13 protein-coding genes are annotated in these 17734 nt (G+C 39.9%); 4 read left to right on the top strand and 9 right to left on the bottom strand.

Going from position 1 to position 17734, the window contains the following annotated elements; genetic code table 11:
- Nucleotides 1-29 precede the first annotated feature (29 nt).
- Nucleotides 30-5279 (top strand): carboxypeptidase-like regulatory domain-containing protein, encoded by a 5250-nt coding sequence (locus ACXZ1K_RS13345; protein ID WP_458970163.1) that lies wholly within the window; start codon nt 30-32, stop codon nt 5277-5279.
- Nucleotides 5280-5283: 4 nt separating this feature from the next.
- On the opposite strand, the gene ACXZ1K_RS13340 is transcribed toward ACXZ1K_RS13345, so the two are convergent.
- Nucleotides 5284-6048: a response regulator transcription factor gene (locus ACXZ1K_RS13340; RefSeq protein ID WP_458970162.1), complete on the bottom strand. Its 765-nt coding sequence runs from the start codon at nt 6046-6048 to the stop codon at nt 5284-5286.
- 93 nt (nt 6049-6141) lie between these two features.
- Between ACXZ1K_RS13340 and ACXZ1K_RS13335 the strand changes: the two genes are divergently transcribed.
- Nucleotides 6142-6792, top strand: a complete 651-nt coding sequence (locus ACXZ1K_RS13335) for a DUF1349 domain-containing protein (RefSeq protein WP_458970161.1) — start codon at nt 6142-6144, stop codon at nt 6790-6792.
- 15 nt (nt 6793-6807) lie between these two features.
- On the opposite strand, the gene ACXZ1K_RS13330 is transcribed toward ACXZ1K_RS13335, so the two are convergent.
- Together ACXZ1K_RS13330 and ACXZ1K_RS13325 are read right to left on the bottom strand one after the other, a co-directional pair.
- Nucleotides 6808-7266, bottom strand: coding sequence for a hypothetical protein (locus ACXZ1K_RS13330; protein WP_458970160.1), 459 nt, complete (start codon nt 7264-7266; stop codon nt 6808-6810).
- A 37-nt stretch (nt 7267-7303) separates the two neighbouring features.
- Nucleotides 7304-7675, bottom strand: a complete 372-nt coding sequence (locus tag ACXZ1K_RS13325; RefSeq protein ID WP_458970159.1) for a hypothetical protein — start codon at nt 7673-7675, stop codon at nt 7304-7306.
- 56 nt (nt 7676-7731) lie between these two features.
- On the opposite strand from ACXZ1K_RS13325, the gene ACXZ1K_RS13320 reads away from it, so the two are divergent.
- Nucleotides 7732-8331, top strand: coding sequence for a hypothetical protein (locus ACXZ1K_RS13320; RefSeq protein ID WP_458970158.1), 600 nt, complete (start codon nt 7732-7734; stop codon nt 8329-8331).
- Nucleotides 8332-8404: 73 nt separating this feature from the next.
- On the opposite strand, the gene ACXZ1K_RS13315 is transcribed toward ACXZ1K_RS13320, so the two are convergent.
- The 5 genes from ACXZ1K_RS13315 to ACXZ1K_RS13295 all read right to left on the bottom strand — a co-directional run bounded on the left by ACXZ1K_RS13315 (nt 8405) and on the right by ACXZ1K_RS13295 (nt 15266).
- Nucleotides 8405-8749 carry a hypothetical protein gene (locus ACXZ1K_RS13315; protein WP_458970157.1) on the bottom strand — a complete coding sequence of 115 codons (345 nt, stop codon included), beginning with the start codon at nt 8747-8749 and terminating at the stop codon, nt 8405-8407.
- Nucleotides 8750-8789: 40 nt separating this feature from the next.
- Nucleotides 8790-9281 (bottom strand): peptide-methionine (S)-S-oxide reductase MsrA, encoded by a 492-nt coding sequence (gene msrA, locus ACXZ1K_RS13310; protein WP_458970156.1) that lies wholly within the window; start codon nt 9279-9281, stop codon nt 8790-8792.
- 83 nt (nt 9282-9364) lie between these two features.
- A complete protein-coding gene (locus tag ACXZ1K_RS13305; RefSeq protein ID WP_458970155.1) occupies nt 9365-9973 on the bottom strand; it encodes a DUF4870 domain-containing protein in 609 nt (202 codons plus the stop codon).
- Between the two features lie 122 nt (nt 9974-10095).
- A complete protein-coding gene (locus ACXZ1K_RS13300) occupies nt 10096-11931 on the bottom strand; it encodes an ABC transporter ATP-binding protein (RefSeq protein WP_458970154.1) in 1836 nt (611 codons plus the stop codon).
- A gap of 14 nt (nt 11932-11945) precedes the next feature.
- On the bottom strand, nt 11946-15266 hold the full coding sequence (locus ACXZ1K_RS13295) for an ATP-binding protein (RefSeq protein WP_458970153.1): 3321 nt from the start codon (nt 15264-15266) through the stop codon (nt 11946-11948).
- A gap of 159 nt (nt 15267-15425) precedes the next feature.
- Here ACXZ1K_RS13295 and ACXZ1K_RS13290 point away from each other — a divergent pair, with 159 nt between their 5' ends.
- A complete protein-coding gene (locus ACXZ1K_RS13290) occupies nt 15426-16178 on the top strand; it encodes a hypothetical protein (protein WP_458970152.1) in 753 nt (250 codons plus the stop codon).
- A 57-nt stretch (nt 16179-16235) separates the two neighbouring features.
- Here the strand turns inward: ACXZ1K_RS13290 and ACXZ1K_RS13285 are convergent, their stop codons facing one another.
- Nucleotides 16236-17630 (bottom strand): SGNH/GDSL hydrolase family protein, encoded by a 1395-nt coding sequence (locus ACXZ1K_RS13285; protein ID WP_458970151.1) that lies wholly within the window; start codon nt 17628-17630, stop codon nt 16236-16238.
- Nucleotides 17631-17734 lie beyond the last annotated feature (104 nt).

The raw sequence follows: 17734 nt of genomic DNA, 5'->3' as shown, positions 1-17734 counted from the left end.
CTTTACTTAGAACAACAAATTTATTTAGCTTGAAACTTAAACGACCCCTCCGTTCCATTTTTGCCCTTCCAATTATTGCACTTCTTGCGTTTATACCAAAGGAAGATTCCTTAGACCGCCTGATCAACTCCTTGGCCACTTGGGCTAAGACAAACCCGGTTGAGAAAGTTTATTTACATATGGATAAGCCTTATTACGCACTCGGCGACACGGTTTGGTTTAAAGCCTATGTTACTGTTGGTAGTCGCCATCAACTTTCTGCGCTTAGCGGTGCCTTATATGTAGACTTGATCAACGAAAAGGATTCCATTTTGAGGACTTTGAAGTTGCCAGTATCTGCTGGTACAGCGATGGGTGATTTTGCACTTGAAGATGAATGGCATGAAGGTAATTATCGCATTCGGGCTTACACACAGTGGATGCGAAACGCTGGTGAGGATTATTTCTACGACCATACGTTTATGGTGGGTAGCTCGACCTACGAACCGGGCGCTAGTTCTGGAAATACAAATAGTGGAGGAAAGTCAGCCAAACCATCAGCCTCTGCTGAAAAGAACGGAGCTCAAGGATACGATATTCAATTTTTCCCTGAAGGCGGAAGTCTTATCAATGGGGTGATCACAAAAGTCGCTTTCAAAGCGCTGGCACCAACCGGTTACGGAGCTGCCATTAAGGGAACTGTGGTGGATGAAAATAATACAACTGTTATTGATTTTGCCAGTGAGCATGCTGGAATTGGTGAGTTTACGTTAAGGCCGGAAGCAGCGCATACCTATACTGCAAAAGTGGCCACCCCTGACGGAAAGGAAACAACTATCGCCCTGCCCAAAGCGGTGGACGAGGGTTATGCTTTAGCAGTATTTCAACCGGCTGGCGATAGTGTTTTAGTGCGGATTAATGTATCAGATACAAAGTTGAAAGAGATTAAGCAAAATCCAACTCCAGTGAGTTTGGTTGTGCAGAGTGCCGGCGAGTCGATATTTACCATGAGCGTGCCGATCAACAGCTTAAGAACATCTATTTGGTTGAAGAAAAATGAATTCCCTATGGGTATTGCTCAATTCACCTTATTTGCCGAGAATGGTGAACCCCTAAATGAGCGGATTGCTTTTATAAAGAATAAAGACTTATTGAAGATCGAGGTTTCATCACCAAAACAAACCTATAAAAGCAAGGAAAAAATTGAACTCCAGTTGAATGCCAGGAACAAGAATGGCGAGGCTGCTTCAGGAAGTTTTTCTATTTCCGTAGTTGACGAAAGTAAAGTTCCAGTTGATGATGCGGATGAGAGCACGATTTTCTCTAACCTATTGCTGACATCAGATTTGAAGGGTTTCATTGAAAAACCTAATTACTACTTTACCGCAAATACAGAAGTTGTAAACAAGGCACTTGATGATTTGATGATGACTCAGGGCTATCGCAGGTTTACCTGGAAAGAGATTACTAGTTCAACACCCAACGTACCTAGGTTTAAAGCTGAGCAATTGGGTACCTCCATATCTGGTGTGGTTAAATCATTGAACAACAAAGTTTTTCCAGGTGCTAAAGTAAAGCTATATTCCTTAAAGTCTGGAATTATGATGGATGCTGTTTCTGATTCAGCAGGTAGGTTTAGTTTCGATAATATGGTACTTACGGATAGTATTAAACTAACAGTTCAGGCCACTACCGTCAAAAATAGCAATAAGTTGGAGGTCGTTTTAGACCCCGTAGACAAGGTAGGCTTGAAGAAGCGCGTTTCCAAGGCTTCTGATTCAGTTGTATTCCAGACTTCTATGTTAGCCTATGTGGCGAATTTAAAGAAACAAGATGAGTTATTGGTTAAAATGGGTGGAATGGGCAGAACCCAGCGACTAATGGAAGTAAATATTTCTGCTAAGAAAAGGGCTAGTCAGCAGTACACCACGCAAGGTATGTTTAAAGTACCTGAGGGAAGTGCCGATCAAACCTTTATGTTTAAAAATGCAGCCGGCTGTGCAACCTTAGGTCTTTGTTTGCAGGGGATGTTGCAAGGAGTGGTGTTTCAGGCTTCTGAAGAGGTGCAAAATTATCCCTTCAGCAGAAACAAACCCATGGACGTTTATCTTGACGGTCGCAAATTGCAGCCGCAAGAAATTAGTGATATTTTCGACAATAACCAGATTGATCCATCAGACATAGGGAAGATTGATGTGGTTCGGACCAATATGGCATTGATCAATATGTTAGGTGGCAATCCATCTTTACTGATTGTTACCAAAAGTGGTTACGTTAAAAAATCTTACAACCCTAATGTGGTTAATTTGAGTCCGAAAGGCTTTAATAAGGTACGTGACTTCTATTCGCCTAAGTATGATGGTCCGGGCAATGTAGCCGCAATTCCAGACCTTCGTTCTACCATATATTGGAACGCCAATGTTAAAACTGGCAGTACCGGCAAGGCAACCTTAAACTATTTTAATGGGGATGGACCTGGCAATTACAAAGTAGTTGTAGAAGGCATTAATGCGGATGGAGATTTAGGGAGACAGGTATTTAGGTACAAAGTAGAGGCTGGTCCGCAAACTCAACAAACTGAATTTGCAAAGGTCGAAAAGAGTCTAGCAACATTGAAATTGGACAGTTTGGGTATCAAGCTACCAGAAGAAAGGGCCTACTTGCATTTAGATAAAACAGCTTATAATGTGGGCGATACGCTTTGGTTTAAAGGTTATGTGGTAAGTGGGCCAGGCTTAGCGGCCACCAAAGTTAGCGGAGTGTTATTGGTAGAGTTAAATAACGATAGTGCTGAAGTGGTACGAAGAATTAGTGTGCCCATTAAGAATGGAGTTGCAATGGCCCAGATTCCGCTTTCCGGAAAGATTTTCAAAGAGGGTGGATATACATTAAGGGCATATACGAATTGGATGCAGAATTTTGCAGAAGATCGTTTTTTTAGTCAGCGCTTTTATCTTGGAGTTCCGCGTGGAGACCGGTGGTTGGTTAAATCTACCGCGGAGATTGACAGCACTGCAAGTAGTGATGAATTGAAAGTAAACCTCAATCTGTTGAGAATGGATAAGAGTCCGGTTGCCCTGCGAGATGTGGAGGTTCAACTGTTTGAGGGGGATAATTTCTTGTCTAAAGAGAAACTGCAAACAGGATCTGACGGCACACTTAAATTCACCAGGACGTTGAAACAGCGTGCAAATGGCCGGAATATCCGGGTTCAGGTGAGGAGTTTACATCCAGCTGATAAGAACCAAATCTTACAAATACCGTTAACGATTCATCGCACACAGAAGATTGATCTGCAGTTTATGCCGGAGGGAGGCAAACTGGTGGCCGGTTTACGTTCAGTAATTGGATTCAAAGCCATTGCTGAAGATGGCAAGGGCGTGTTTGTAGAAGGAAGTATTTTTAATAGGTCTGAAAAGGCTGTCGGCAGTTTTTCGGCTACCCATAACGGTATGGGCTCATTTGAATTTACGCCAGAAGCTGGCGAAAGCTATACTGCTATGATTACCAATCCGGCGGGGTCAAAAAAGCCCTATCAACTGCCAAAAGCAGCTAAAGAGGGGGTAGCCATGACGATTCAGAATCTTGAGGAGAGCGCATTTATCACCTTAAAACTTGCAAATACTAAAGAAGGATTTGTGAAGGATAGTACCTATTATTTGATCGGAACTACCCGGGGAAAGGTTTATTACTCTGCAAAGATGAAGCAGGAAGCCACGACCTTAAACATACCCAAAGCTACTTTCCCAACAGGAATGACTCACTTTACTTTATTAAAGGGTACGCAACCGGTAATTGAACGTGTTATTTTTATAAACCATAAAGAGAAACTGGATATTTCACTAACCACTTCTAAGCCTTCGTATGGAAAACGCGAGCCTGTTGAGGTAAACATCCTGGTTAAAGATAGAACCGGTTCGCCAGTGAAAGGTAGCTTTTCTTTGTCGGTAACTGATAACAGCCAGGTTAAAGCAGACACTGCAGGAAACAATGCTATCGCTGTTTCTTTATTATTGAAATCTGACTTGAAAGGCACTATTGAATCGCCTATTTATTATCTGGGTACCGGTAAAAACGTTACCGCTGACCTGGATAACCTAATGCTAACTCAGGGTTGGACAGATTATGACTGGAAGACAGTATTTAAATTTCCAAAAAAGATCCCGTACGCTGTCGAGGATGGTTATCGGATTACCGGACTTGTAAAGAGCCTGCTGGATAAGCCAGTAGCTAATGCGCCTGTATTGATATCCTCTCAAAAGCCTAGCTTTCTTAAAACGACCTTTACGGATACTACAGGAAGGTATGTTTTTAAAGATCTTCCTCAAATTGATACAGGTTCTTTCTTTATCCAGGCCAGAACTGCAAAAGGCAAAACAATGACTACTGGGGAGATTACAGTTGACCGTTTCCGTGCACCTAAACTTCCAAGGGGATTACCTAACGTAGTAATGCCATGGTACGTTAACAGCGACAGTACGCAGCTAAAGAATTATTCGAATAGAGCAGCACAAAATGCAATAGAAGAGGGCTATGTAGGAGATGGATTACAACTGGATGAAGTAAGTATTAAAGCGACCAAGATTATACAAGGCTCGCAAAATCCGTATGGCCCGGGCAAGTCTGATTTAGCGTTCGATGCTGCTGATATAAAGGAATCTGGAGCTGCTAACCTCTATCAACTCCTCAAGTTGAAAGTACCTGGTTTCAAGGTAATCTATGATTATGAAAATAAAATTAGAGCGGGTAGTCCGACAATCAGAATTGGTAAATACTTACTGCTAGACGGAGATATCAATATTGACGGCCGCCCTTTACAGCTTAGCGTGGACAAAGATTGGAGTGTTGACGACTTAAAAGATGCTATTGCGCAATATAATATGGCCACCTTCAAGGGAATTGAAATTATTTACAGTAAGAAATTTACAGCACAAACTGTTGACGGGGTTGCGGGATACAAGGAATGGGAATTTGCTAAGATCGAGATCACGACCGCGAATGGAAAAGGCTGGTATGTACCTCTTCATAATGATGTGGTCTATTACAGGCCATTACCGGTAATGTCTCAGCAGCAATTTTACACACCGAAGTATACGGTTGCCAGCACAGATAAGGGACAGGAAGATTATCGTTCAACGATTTTCTGGGAACCGAACATTATGACTGACGCAGAGGGTAAAGCGAAAGTATCATTTTATACTTCAGACGCAACTGCTGGTTACAGCATTAGTTTTGAAGGAAGTGACATGAAAGGAGCTTTTGGAAGTGCAAGAAAGAAAATAGCAGCTGCAAATAAGTAGAGGTTTAAATAAGAGCCAGTAATTCTGCAATGCGGCATGCTTCATGTGAATTATTTACCATCAGTTTCCCCAATATGTTCTGCCGATGGCGGTTTACGGTATTGATACTGATGGAAAATGCAGCGGCAATCTCTTTACTCATTTTACCTTTCCTTATCAATTTTAAGATTTCTTTTTCTCTGAGCGACAAGATGTTGTTTGTCTTTTCATCATTTGCTTTGATTATTTCGCCTGTAGCGGAATTTAGAATGATACGGTCTGGTTTTTGGATTGTATTTTCTTCATCCGGTAAGTTATATAGGCAAAGCGCTAACCAAAGGCTGCCATTTGGTAAACTACCCATGTAGAACATTCTGTGTTTGATGTAAATGTATTCGCCACTCTTATCCAGCATTCGTATAATACTTTTAACATGATAGTTTGCACGTTGTGAAACTGGAATACCCTTAATGAAGTTAAAAAATTGTAATTCCATGAGGTGTTTATTTACCAGATCGTCAGGATGGATTCTATTGAGAATTTCATCTTCCCAAATGGAGTCAATTTCTGATCTAGCATCGGTTTCTGATAATGCTAGCTTTTTCGCCACCGCACCATTGTATAAATAACTCTTATTGGTGCTCATGTCGCTCAAAACCGCTATAGAACTTTCTATTTGCGCATACATAAATGCGATATATTGAAAGTGAGAAAGTGATAAAGGTTTTTCCTGGTCCTCTGTAAACACTTGGTTTAGTAAAGTCTGGTTTAGCGAATGTGCAATATTCATTTAGATATGGTTATTTTTCAGTATTGACTGCCCATTTACAGTATTATACATTTGTTCCTATAAATATAGCATGGTTATTAGTTTAGAAAACAGATGAAGAAATTTATTTTAATTGTGATGGTAATATTGGATTTCCAATTTGGATACGCTCAGAGTTTGGAAAGGATGCAGTGGTTTAATGAACCTGAGAAATGGGATATAAGTAATGGTGCACTAAATATGTTTGTTACACCCCAAAGTGACTATTGGAGAATTTCTCATTATGGTTTTACGGTTGATGATGCACCTTTTTACTATGCTACCTATTGTGGAGAATTTGAGGTGAAGGTTAAGATAATAGGAGCGTATAAAGCCCGCTTTGATCAAATGGGTTTGATGCTTCGCGTCGATCATGAAAATTATATAAAAGCAGGAATTGAATTTGTTGACGGTAAATATAACATCAGCGCAGTGGTGACGCATAAAACCAGCGATTGGAGTGTAACTCCTCTAGATAAAACGCCGTCATTTGTTTGGCTAAAAGCAGTTAGGCGACTTGACGCAGTGGAAATCTTCTATTCCTTTGATGACAAAACTTATGTGATGCTTCGGAACGCGCATCTGCAAGATAATATTCCAGTTATGGTAGGGTTAATGGCCGCCAGTCCGGATGGCACTGGCTTTAATGCTAAATTTGAAGGCTTCAAAGTAAAGCACTTGCCAGACCAGAGAAGACTTGAATGGTTAAAAAAGAATGCAAATTAACATCTTGAAGTAAACCTAGTCTATTTCGGTATCCGGATATTGCAGGTTTAGCTGCTCAATGACATTATCTTTTGTTGGTCTTAACCTTACTAAAAATGCAAATGGGATAGCCGCTGCTAAAGAAAATATTGTGTTACCGGTAAGTAGGAAGCCAACTATATTCATTAAAGCAGCGCCTTCAAGGAATGCGCAACGCACTAAAAATGCGGTCTGGTACTTTACGAATTTGCTGTCGAATGTTTCGGAATTGTCTATTGCTGAGATTTGCCTATTGAACAAGAATAATCCAATAACAGTAAATACAATTGCCAGAATTGGGAATAAGGGGTAAAGTCCATTATTCTGATCTAGTGATGCATCGAAATAAATTTTGTTTTTAACAGTCAATGCTGTTACAGCAGCAAATGTTAGCACAGCAGCGCAAAATGCTAAGTGTATTGTCTTGATTGGTTTGAGTTTGCTTATTTGTGACATTTGATATTTTTTAATTATTGGCCATCTAGTTAGTTTATTAATATGGTGTTGCTCTTGGGCCACCTTGTTCTAAAAGCTTGTATTTTAAGCCACCTTTTCTAGAAAGGTAGTAACCGTCTTTAGCACGAGCAATATCAAATTCTCCGAAGGGCATTTTGATTTTTCTGCTTTTAATTTGGTAGTTTCCTATAATGACATTAGCATACCATTTTCTGGCGTCCGTAAAACTGAAAATCTCTACTCTATCAGTATAGAATTGGCATGTGGTCTCCTTATATTTGACATTGTCAAATGCCACTTTCAAAAGCTGGAATTGCATTCCGGCCAATACGATAGGATTTGGTTTCTTACATCCCGCCAGGAATAATGTAAAGAAAGCGAAGTAGAGTAGCGTTTTTCTAAATAACATTGAACTAAGATAATGATAGTATTGCTATATTCAGCAAGTTGACTATTATTGAAATAATGAAAACTTACTTAATGTTACTGTTTATGGTCTTATCTATAATTTCTTGTAGCCATAAAACTATCACCAAAAAGACACAAGTCAAATCTACAATATTAAAAACCATTAGACCCAATAAGTTGGAGGCTGAATTCCTCGTAGATTTCTTCAAAGGAAGAGAGGCAGAGGATGACAGCAAATATTATTACTTAAGTAAAAGTAGCTCCAATACAAAAGAATTTCACAACAAGATCTTTAGTCAAGATACAATTGCTGATCTTGGCGCATCTTATAGACGTAAACGTAAGGAGAGTTACAATTTTATAGTGCTTACAGCTCAGGAAAAGCAAAAAGTGAACGCGTGTTTGAAGTTATTTGACACGATTAACTGGAACAGCAGGCTTGTTAGAAATGAAAATAGGATCAAGTATGCCCAAAAAAATACCCGAAGTCAAACGTACACGATTTGTAAACCAATATTCTTAAGGAATAATTCGCTTTGCGTTTTTGAGTATGGATATTATTGCGGTAATCGTTGTGGGGAGGGCTCACTCGCTTTTTATTATAAGATAGATGGCAAATGGAAAGAATGGATGGTATTAGTGAAATGGGAAAGTTAACTTACTGCCAAGCCAATTGCAGATGTTGAAACCTAATATCTACTTGTAGTTTAAAAACTAATAGCCATACGGATTACTTAACTTTATAAAACTTAATCTGGTTCCTTTTACCCGCTTTATAATAATCAGCTGAAATAGTGCCAGGCAATTCGTCATAAACGTCCTCGACTTTCTCTAAAATAAAATAGCCGTTTGAGGCACTTTTTGTAGTACCTAAAGGGCTGAATTTTAATTGCCGACTGTCGCCGACTGTCCCTGATTCCGGAATATATACTACTGGTTTACCAGTTTTTGTGTCTTTAATCTTAATCTCTGAAGCACCAATGTAGCCATCTGCTAAGTTTAGTTTTATGATTATCCCATTCAATTTCCCAGAATAAGACACCATCTCATAAGCCTTTTGGGCAGATGACAGCATGGGTAAAAAGAACAAGAGTAGCAATAGCCTTTGCACAATCTTAGCTCAATTTCCAGTCTGGTCTTTCAAAGTGGCAAGTATATCCGTAAGGGTTCTTTTGCAAATAATCCTGATGTTCTTTTTCAGCATTCCAAAAATCACCTGCAGGAACAATTTCAGTGACAATCTTTCCAGGCCACACACCAGATGCTTCCATTTCTTCAATCAGCTTTTCTGCTGTTTCTTTCTGAGTTTCATCCAGATAAAAAATGGCAGAACGATAGGAGGTACCAATATCGTTTCCTTGCCTGTTACGGGTGGTTGGATCATGGATCTGGAAAAAGTATTCCAACAATTTCCTATAGGAAATTTCCTCTGGATTGAATGTTATTTCTATGCCTTCGGCATGGGTTCCGTGGTTTCTATATGTTGCATTAGGAACATCGCCTCCGGTATAACCAACTACTGTTGATGTAATTCCTGGCTGATGGCGAATTAATTCTTCTACTCCCCAAAAGCAACCGCCTGCGAGAATGGCTTTTTCAGTACTCATAATAGGTTAAAGTTTAATAAAATGAAGGTACGATCAACTCGTGTAACAGACAAGTCAAGAAAATGTTTAATTGCAAAGATTTCTTATCTCAAAAAGGGAACGGCTGGTTGATAGTATACTTTCTTATTCTGGTAGCTTCTTATGGTATTAGTAATCACTACAAGGAGATTGATTAAATACAGTGCAGGAAATGAAATTACAAGCAATCCAAATTCTCCAATATTCGAAAACTTAAGCCACCCAAATAAAGCAGAGGCAGCGGAAGGAAAGAACATCGAAAGGATGGGCAGCAGGTAAAACAACGAGATAATGATGCACCAGGAGATTTGAAAGTTGAGTAGCTTCTTTCCAGTCTCGTTAACATTCTTAATCTTATCTTTTTTAAACATCCATAGCGCCAATGGAACAACAATTCCTAAGATTGGAAAAGCGATAAAACTAAGGGCCGATAAGTTTAATAAGGTAATAAAACCTTTATCTTCGGTTTCAGTCCAGTCTATCAATTCATCTGGCGTGATGCCTAATGCTTCCGCCAATCTTTGTAGGGTATCACCCCGTGGTTCCGTTTCGCCACCCTCAATTCTTTGAACTGTTCTAAGACTCAGTTGAGACTTTTCTGCTAGTTCTTCCTGGCTCATACCTTTACGAGCTCTTAATTCTTTGATGCGTTTTGCTAAGTCGGTATTTTTCATGTTTGAACGTTTTTTGTACATAGCAAAGGTAATATGGGGATTAATATTGAATTACGACTTGTTTACGACATATTTACGTCATACCTGTCTAAACTGCGTTAAATGGAGCGATAAGTGATTTTCTAGCGGTAACCCATTGCCTGTAGATCGAACAGTTCCGCGTATCTGCCTTTTTTGTTCAGGAGTTCCTCGTGTGTTCCAATCTCCACCAATTCGCCTTTCTCCAATACCAAAATGCGGTCGGCCATTCTTACAGTTGAAAAGCGATGGGAGATGAGCACAGCTGATCTGCCTTTTGTTAAATCAGCAAATCTTTTAAAAACTTCATATTCCGCGCGCGCATCCAATGCAGAGGTCGGTTCATCAAGAATAAGCAGCTGCGCATCCTTCATGTAAGCCCTTGCAAGCGCAACTTTTTGCCATTCTCCGCCTGAAAGTTCAACACCATCCGCAAATCTCTTACCCAACATTTGGTCATATTTGTCCGGTAATTTATCAGCTAGTAGATCGGCCATGCTCAGTTGTGCCGCCTTAGTAATTAAGCTTCTATTTTCTTTTTCTTTAATATTGCCTACCGCGATGTTCTGGGCAAACGTCATCTGGTAGCGCAAGTAGTCCTGAAATATAACGCCAACATGCATTCTCAGTTCTGCAAGATCATATTCTTTCAAATCAATACCATCTAGCAAAATCTGACCTTCCGTCGGATCATATAAGCGAGCTAGTAATTTAACCAATGTTGTTTTTCCGGCACCGTTTTCACCCACTAATGCCAGCTTTTCCCCAGGGGCAAGTGTGAAATTGAGGTGGCGATTTGCCCACCTTTCTGAATTTACATACTGAAAACCCACATCTTTAAAAGTGAATCCTGTCTTTATAGGATTTGGAAATGGATGCGGAGATTGGACTTGTTTAATTTTAGCATGTATCTTAAAGAAATCAAAGAAATCCTGAAGGTAAATAGCCCCTTGTGAAACCACTGTGAACCTCGTGAGCACACCTTCCAACAAGCTGCGCATTTGTCTGAATGAAGCCGCCAGAAATGTTAAATCGCCAATGGAAATACTACCATTTATGGCCTTAACGATAATAAAAACATAGGCGCCATAATAACCAGCACTGCCCAAAACCGCAAAAAAAGTTCCCCAAGAGGCCCGTTGCAAGGCCAACTTTTGGTTATCACGGTAGAATTTAGAAGATAAAACCTTGTAACGGTCTACTATAAAGTCCGATAGCTCAAATATTTTCACCTCTTTAGCGGTTTCATCGCTAGCACCTAAAAAACGTACGTAGTCCAACTCTCTTCGTTCTGGAGTTTGCTTTCTTGACAATGCATAGCTTCTATCATTAAAATGAGACTCACCCAGAAATGCTGGAACAATTGCAATCAATAGTAACAAGATCAGCCAGGGGTTAAAAACCATTAATCCAGCAGCTAGAAAACCCATGGTGATCAGGTCTTGAATTTGGCTAAGTACTTGAGAGAGCAGGATAGTCCTACCAAGTGTTTGCTGCCTTGCTCTTTCCAATTTGTCGTAAAAGACGGCATCTTCAAATTGATCAAGGTCCAGCGTGGCTGCATGCTTCATGATCTTGACTGAAGTATGGTTTGAGAATAGGTCGCCAAGAAGACCATCCATTAGCGCAATTCCGCGACTTAAAGTATCTGACAATATAGCGAGGCCGAATTCTAATGCCACAAGTTGCCATAGATAAACCGTTGATTCTTGCCCCGGATGATGGCTCAGCGTAATGACTTCATCGATGATGAGTTTGCCTACATATAAGATAACAAGTGGTATTGCAGATTTGAAAATTCGTAAAATACCATTTGCAATGGTCATCCATTTGCTGGTTTGCCAAACCAGCTTAAAAAACTCAGGTAAATTCTTTAAGGCGTTGATCCGTTCTCTGAACGTTAAAGTAACTTGCTTTTCAGTTTTAGCTCCTATTTTCACAATTCTTATCGGGATTATGCTTGCGGAAGTTCAAAATAGAAAGTCGATCCTACGCCAAGCTCACTTTCTACCCAGATCCTGCCTTCATGTCTTGTAATAATTTCAGAACATAAGTAGAGGCCTATACCAAATCCGGAAATATGTGTCGTATAATGGTTATCAACTCTGTAAAATCGTTCAAATAACTTTTCTGCATCATGCTGTTTAATTCCCATTCCTTCATCACTTACACTAACCTGAACCTTATCCGCTACTATTTTGCAATTAATTGTCACATGTTTACCTTTCGGCGAATATTTGACTGCATTGCTAATCAAGTTAGAAATCACGGAACTTATTTTATCTCTATCTGCATAAACTCTGATTTCAGCATCGCACTCATCATATGATATTTCGTGTGTCTCTGTTCCAAATTGAGACTCTGCCGTTACTTCCTCCACCAGCTCATTGAGTATAAATTCCTTTTTATTCAGGTGTATTTTACCGGACTCCAGTCTGGAAAGATTTAAGAAACCATTAATTAGACCACTCATTTTCTTTACTTGCTGAACAACGCGTTCCAACATATCAAAAGTGAATTGGTCATTGTTCTTTTTCGCTCTGTTTTGGAGGATTTGGGTGAAACCATTGAGCGAGGTTAGCGGTGTTTTCAATTCGTGACTAACCATGCCGATGAAATCATTTTTTCTTTCCTCATCTTCCTTCGTTTCTGTGATGTCTAAAATTGTCCCAATTACCTTTACCGCTTCTCCAGACTCTCCATATTCAGCCTGACCACGGGTATTTAACCACTTTGGTTTGCTTCCATCCGCCGGTTGAATGCGGTAATCTTCATCAAATGTGGTATGATGATCAACAGCGTATTGTATCGCATCAAGCACAATTTTCCTGTAAGGTTCTTCAATTAATGTGGATGTTTTAAAATAATCCAGGTATTCTTCACCAGCAATTCCATGTATAATTCTTGATCTTTCAGATATGTTCAATTCACCCGTAGCGATAGTTAAGGTCCATGTACCCATACCTGCTGCCTCCATAGCAAGTGCCAGGGTGGTAGAAACTTTTTCCAACTCCTTACGGGAGTTGCTGATTTTTATTTGTGCTTTTAGTTTCGTCAACAATTCGACGGCTGAAAATGGTTTCACCAAATAATCGTCAGCACCAGATTCCAACCCGTCTATTTTTGCTTCCTCACCGGCACGCGCTGATAGGAAAATAACAGGTACGCTTACCAATTTCGGATTACTCCGGATGTATTTTAGCATTTCTTTGCCATCCATTACCGGCATCATCACATCACTTAAAATTACATCAGGCCGTATCAAGGATATTTTATCTAAGGCGTCGCGACCATTCACTGCGGTTGTAATCAAAAAGTGAGGCGCTAGCAGGCGTTTCAGATAATCCCTCATATCTGCATTGTCATCAACAACGAGTATAGAAGACAATGTTTGAGATTCCTCGTGAAATTGTTCATCTGGCATTGAAAAAGGTTGTCCTTCTGGTGAAAGGTGCTCGTCAGAATCTGTTAAAAGATTGCTTGCTTCATTTAAAAAAGCGCCAAGTAATGACGGTGATTCTTTCTTAGCGTGTATCTTACTCAATTGAGCTTCAGGCAGATGATCTTTTCCTATAGGGATTTTGACGAAAAATGTACTTCCTGATCCTTCAATGCTTTCAACGGAAATTGTACCAGAATGCAATAAAACCAATTCCTTTACCAGAGAAAGACCGATGCCGGATCCTTCATGTGTTCGGCCAGCGTTATTTTCCACCCTGTGAAATCGGTCAAACATGTTTGGTAATTCTTTCTTTGGAATACCAACACCTGTATCTGCTACACTTAAAAGCACTTCATTATCCAATTGCTTTAAGCTGACGGTAATTGTCCCGGATAAAGTATATTTAAAGGCGTTTGATATCAGGTTAAGCACAATCTTCTCCCACATTTGATGATCTGCATACACATCATGATGGATCGTTTCGCAATCTACAACCAACTCCATGCCCGCTTTTTCTATGAGTGATCTAAATGAGCTGGCTAAATCTGCCGTAAATTCTGATAGATCTATTTGTTGGTAGATCGCTTGAACACGGCCAGCCTCTACACGACTGTAGTCTAACAGATTATTCACTAATTTTAATAATCTTTGCGCATTTCGGTGTGTCGCATCAATAGCTGGTTTATGATCAAAGCTTAAATTATCTTTACTCAATAACTCCTCTAAGTTCCCCAGCATAAGGGTTAGAGGAGTTCTAAACTCGTGGCTAACATTACTAAAGAAAGTTGTTTTAGACCTATCAATCTCTGCCAAGGCTTCTGCCCGTTTTTGTTCCTGTTCGTAAGCGTATATGTTAGAAACAGCAGTGTGATAGGTAGCAGAGAGTTGTTCGTAAAAATTTAAGTAATCATTGTCTAATGCCCTTCTTGAACTTACTCCTGCAACGATATATCCGAACAACTGTTCCTGTCCGGATATCTTCAAGGGGAGAACAATGGCTTTACGTGGCGGCTCTTCGTAAGGTGCACAGGAAAAATCTCCAAAGCGAGCTTGCAGGTCGTCAACTATAAATGGTTGATTTGTATTTAATACTTCATACAACGGCCAGCCAACTGAGTTTTCTTCATAGTTCAGTGTCTTAGGCGTAATTTCAGAACCTTCAGGAAGTCCCGTTGCACCAAGTAAAGTAGCATTGCCGTCTGCATTATTGTGTCTATATATCAAACAGAATGGCAAATCAGCAGCAAATTCAACATACTTTTCACTGGTTAATGTAGCCATTTCCTCTGTAGATTTGGCTTTGCCGATCGCCGCAGCAATATCTTTGATTGCTTGAGTGCGGCGTCCACTGAGTATCTTCTCTGTTGTTTCCGTAATTGGATGAAAGATACCGCCAACACCACCACTTTCATCTCTTATGGGTGCAAAAGAAAATGTCATAAATGCTTCTTCTAAGTATCCAAACCTATCCAGAAACATCCTTTGGTCTTTGATGTATGTACCTTCTCCCTGCTGACCACGGGTAAATGCATCACCAACAACTTCCAGTGCAGTTTCCCAGCAAATTCTAAAATTCATACCCATAGATTCCGGGTGTTTAGCACCACAAATCGGTCTGTAACTATCGTTGTAGAGCTGAATAGTATCTTCTCCCCAGGCTATAAGGATAGGAAATGTGGAAGACAAACATAAACTTACAGACGTTCGTAAACTTTGCGGCCATGACTCAATTGGGCCGAGTGGGGTTTTGGACCAATCCATAGAACGGATAAGTTCGCCCATTTCCCCACCACCTGAAAGAAATTGTTCATTTGATTGTTTGTTGCTGGTCATAGGTATTAAATTCAGAAGGGATAAATATAACATTTATCTAAAGATGTACCGGAGATGCGCCAATGATATTTATTTGCATTTTCAATGTATTTTATCGTTTACAATTGCATTTGATGATGGCATTTTTGTAGTATTGATTACACACAAATGTAAATCGATATGAAAAAATTAATCATCGCGGTGATGGCTTGCTATGGCCTGAACGCCCGTGCCCAAATGGACACCTCAAAAGACTTCTTGTACCTGAATTCAGACTCTGTAATTTATGCCAACAAGGTCACCATGCGGCCAGATTTATCCGGAGGGTGGCAGTTAAGGGCAGATTCCCGGAAGACTCCAACGGACAAAGTAAAATTCTTTAACAATAAGGACGGATTCTTTGCGAACACCCGAAATCTGAACTTTGCTGGTATTTCAGCTTTTGCTGAGCGCGTTACAGAAGGTAAAATTAACCTCTACTCGGAAGTCGAGCTCGATCCCTATCAGTATGACAGAAGATACAGCTACGGGGAAAACAGACAACCAACCATTGCCTCAAGAATCTTTTACAACAAAGGGACTGGAGATTTACGACGAGTAAACTACAGAAACTTAAGGGAGGATATGACCGATAACGCAGCAAGTATGGATTTACTAAAAGGTTATCGCAAAAGCCAACAAACCAGCACCATGTTATACGCTGCAGGCGGGGCGGCAATAGTTGCAGGTCTTATATCATTTATGGCTGATCCTAAAGGAACTGAAACTACGACCACTCCATTTGGCCACACTTTCACCACCTCAAAAAGCAAGAACTTTACCGTAAGCTTTGTGCTATTAGGTATTGGAACTGGTTTGGCAGGTGGAGGTCTTCTGAGCTATTTTACTGGTATCAAAAAGCTAGAGCGAGCGGTTGATGTGTATAACAAGTAATTAACAATCATGGCGTTTGCATTTCGTTGCTTGAAAAGCAAAATGCAAACGCCATTTCTAAATTTCCTCAATAACTATTTTAAGGTCTAAAGGCTTATTTATTTTGTAAATCTCATCTACCAGATCTGTCATTTTTCTTTGAACACCTGCTTCATCCTTAACAATCTCCTGATAATCGTTCTTCTTCACATTTAACCAACCATTCTTAGGTACATTTGCCTGAATGGTGTCCAAAGCCACTTGATTTCTTGCAAAGAGCAAACCTTTGTCCTTCAAAAAATCGTATTCAACCCAATAATAATTTCTAAACTTGCTCTCAATTTCTCTACGGTTATTATTTAAGGTCATCACTTTCAGCGCCTGAATATATTGTGGAGTAGATTTTATGGTAGCCAGATTGATGCCTTTTGCCAAATCGGTTGCGGTCCAATTTCCAATCACTTTACCGCCAATGGTAACCTTATAATTCTTTCCTTTTAATCCACTAACTGTAAGTAACTCCTGATCAAATTCATTAACGAAAGGGATGACACTTAATGCTTCAGTCTGTACCTGAAAGTTCATCCAAACACGAGGCACGGTGTCAATTGGGTAGGGTAGTGACTTCGCCAGATAATTAAAACTAATTCCTTTTGGCAAACCTTGCAAATTACTAATGGTTGCATTATCAGATTTAATTACCCTCTTCCTTACTGCATCAATGCTAACATCTGCAATTTTACTATTTTCCAAACCCTGACTTTTTAAAAATAAGTAGGCCATAATAAAGTGACCTGCACTTCCTGGATGAATCCTGTCAGTACCCGTATTGGTGTAAGCCGGATTGGCTTGCTGTTCCCTTTTGTTAATTTCCGTCATAGGATGGAAGAAATCCACAAAACCCCAATTGTTCTGTTTAGCTGAATTGAGCTGGAAGTCTACGATGTTCTGCATCGTTTTACTTTTTCCTAAAAATACATTTCCCTCCATTTTGGCAGTCTCATCGTAAGGGGAGGAGGCCATCAAAATCTTTGTTATGCTTGGAAGTGCTTTCAATCGCTGCTCAATCTTAAGGTAACTATCATGTGCAACTTTTACAATCTCGGCTCTTTTTTGGTCTGTAACCGGGTTCTTTTTATCTAAGTATTCAAAATACTTACTATCGTTCATCCCAAATGTTACGGCTAATACTGTAGGTTTCTTTTTGAGGATATCTCCGTCTAACCTTGCATAAATTTGCTCTGCTACGTCGCCGCCCACACCAGCATTCATTACTTCAATCCTCCGATCGGGAAAGTGCGTCATGTAATATAACCAGATATAAGACCCGTATAATCCAGCTTCCGTGATGCTATTGCCGGCAAATACTACCCGTTCGTCTTTTTTGAAAGGCTTTAATTTAACCTGCGCAATTACTGATGATGAGATGATCCCTGCAATGAAGAGGATTACGATTACTTTTCTTGAACTCATTTTTAGACTTGGTTATGTCATAAAGTTATGGCTTTTTAGCTATTTAACCATCATTTAATACTCCTTAAACTGAAAAAGGTGGCCAGCTACTGCTGACCACCTGT

Source organism: Pedobacter jaeyakensis (assembly GCF_054461315.1).
The sequence above is the reverse complement of the archived record's forward strand: the minus strand, read 5'-3'. Positions and strand labels throughout refer to the sequence as shown.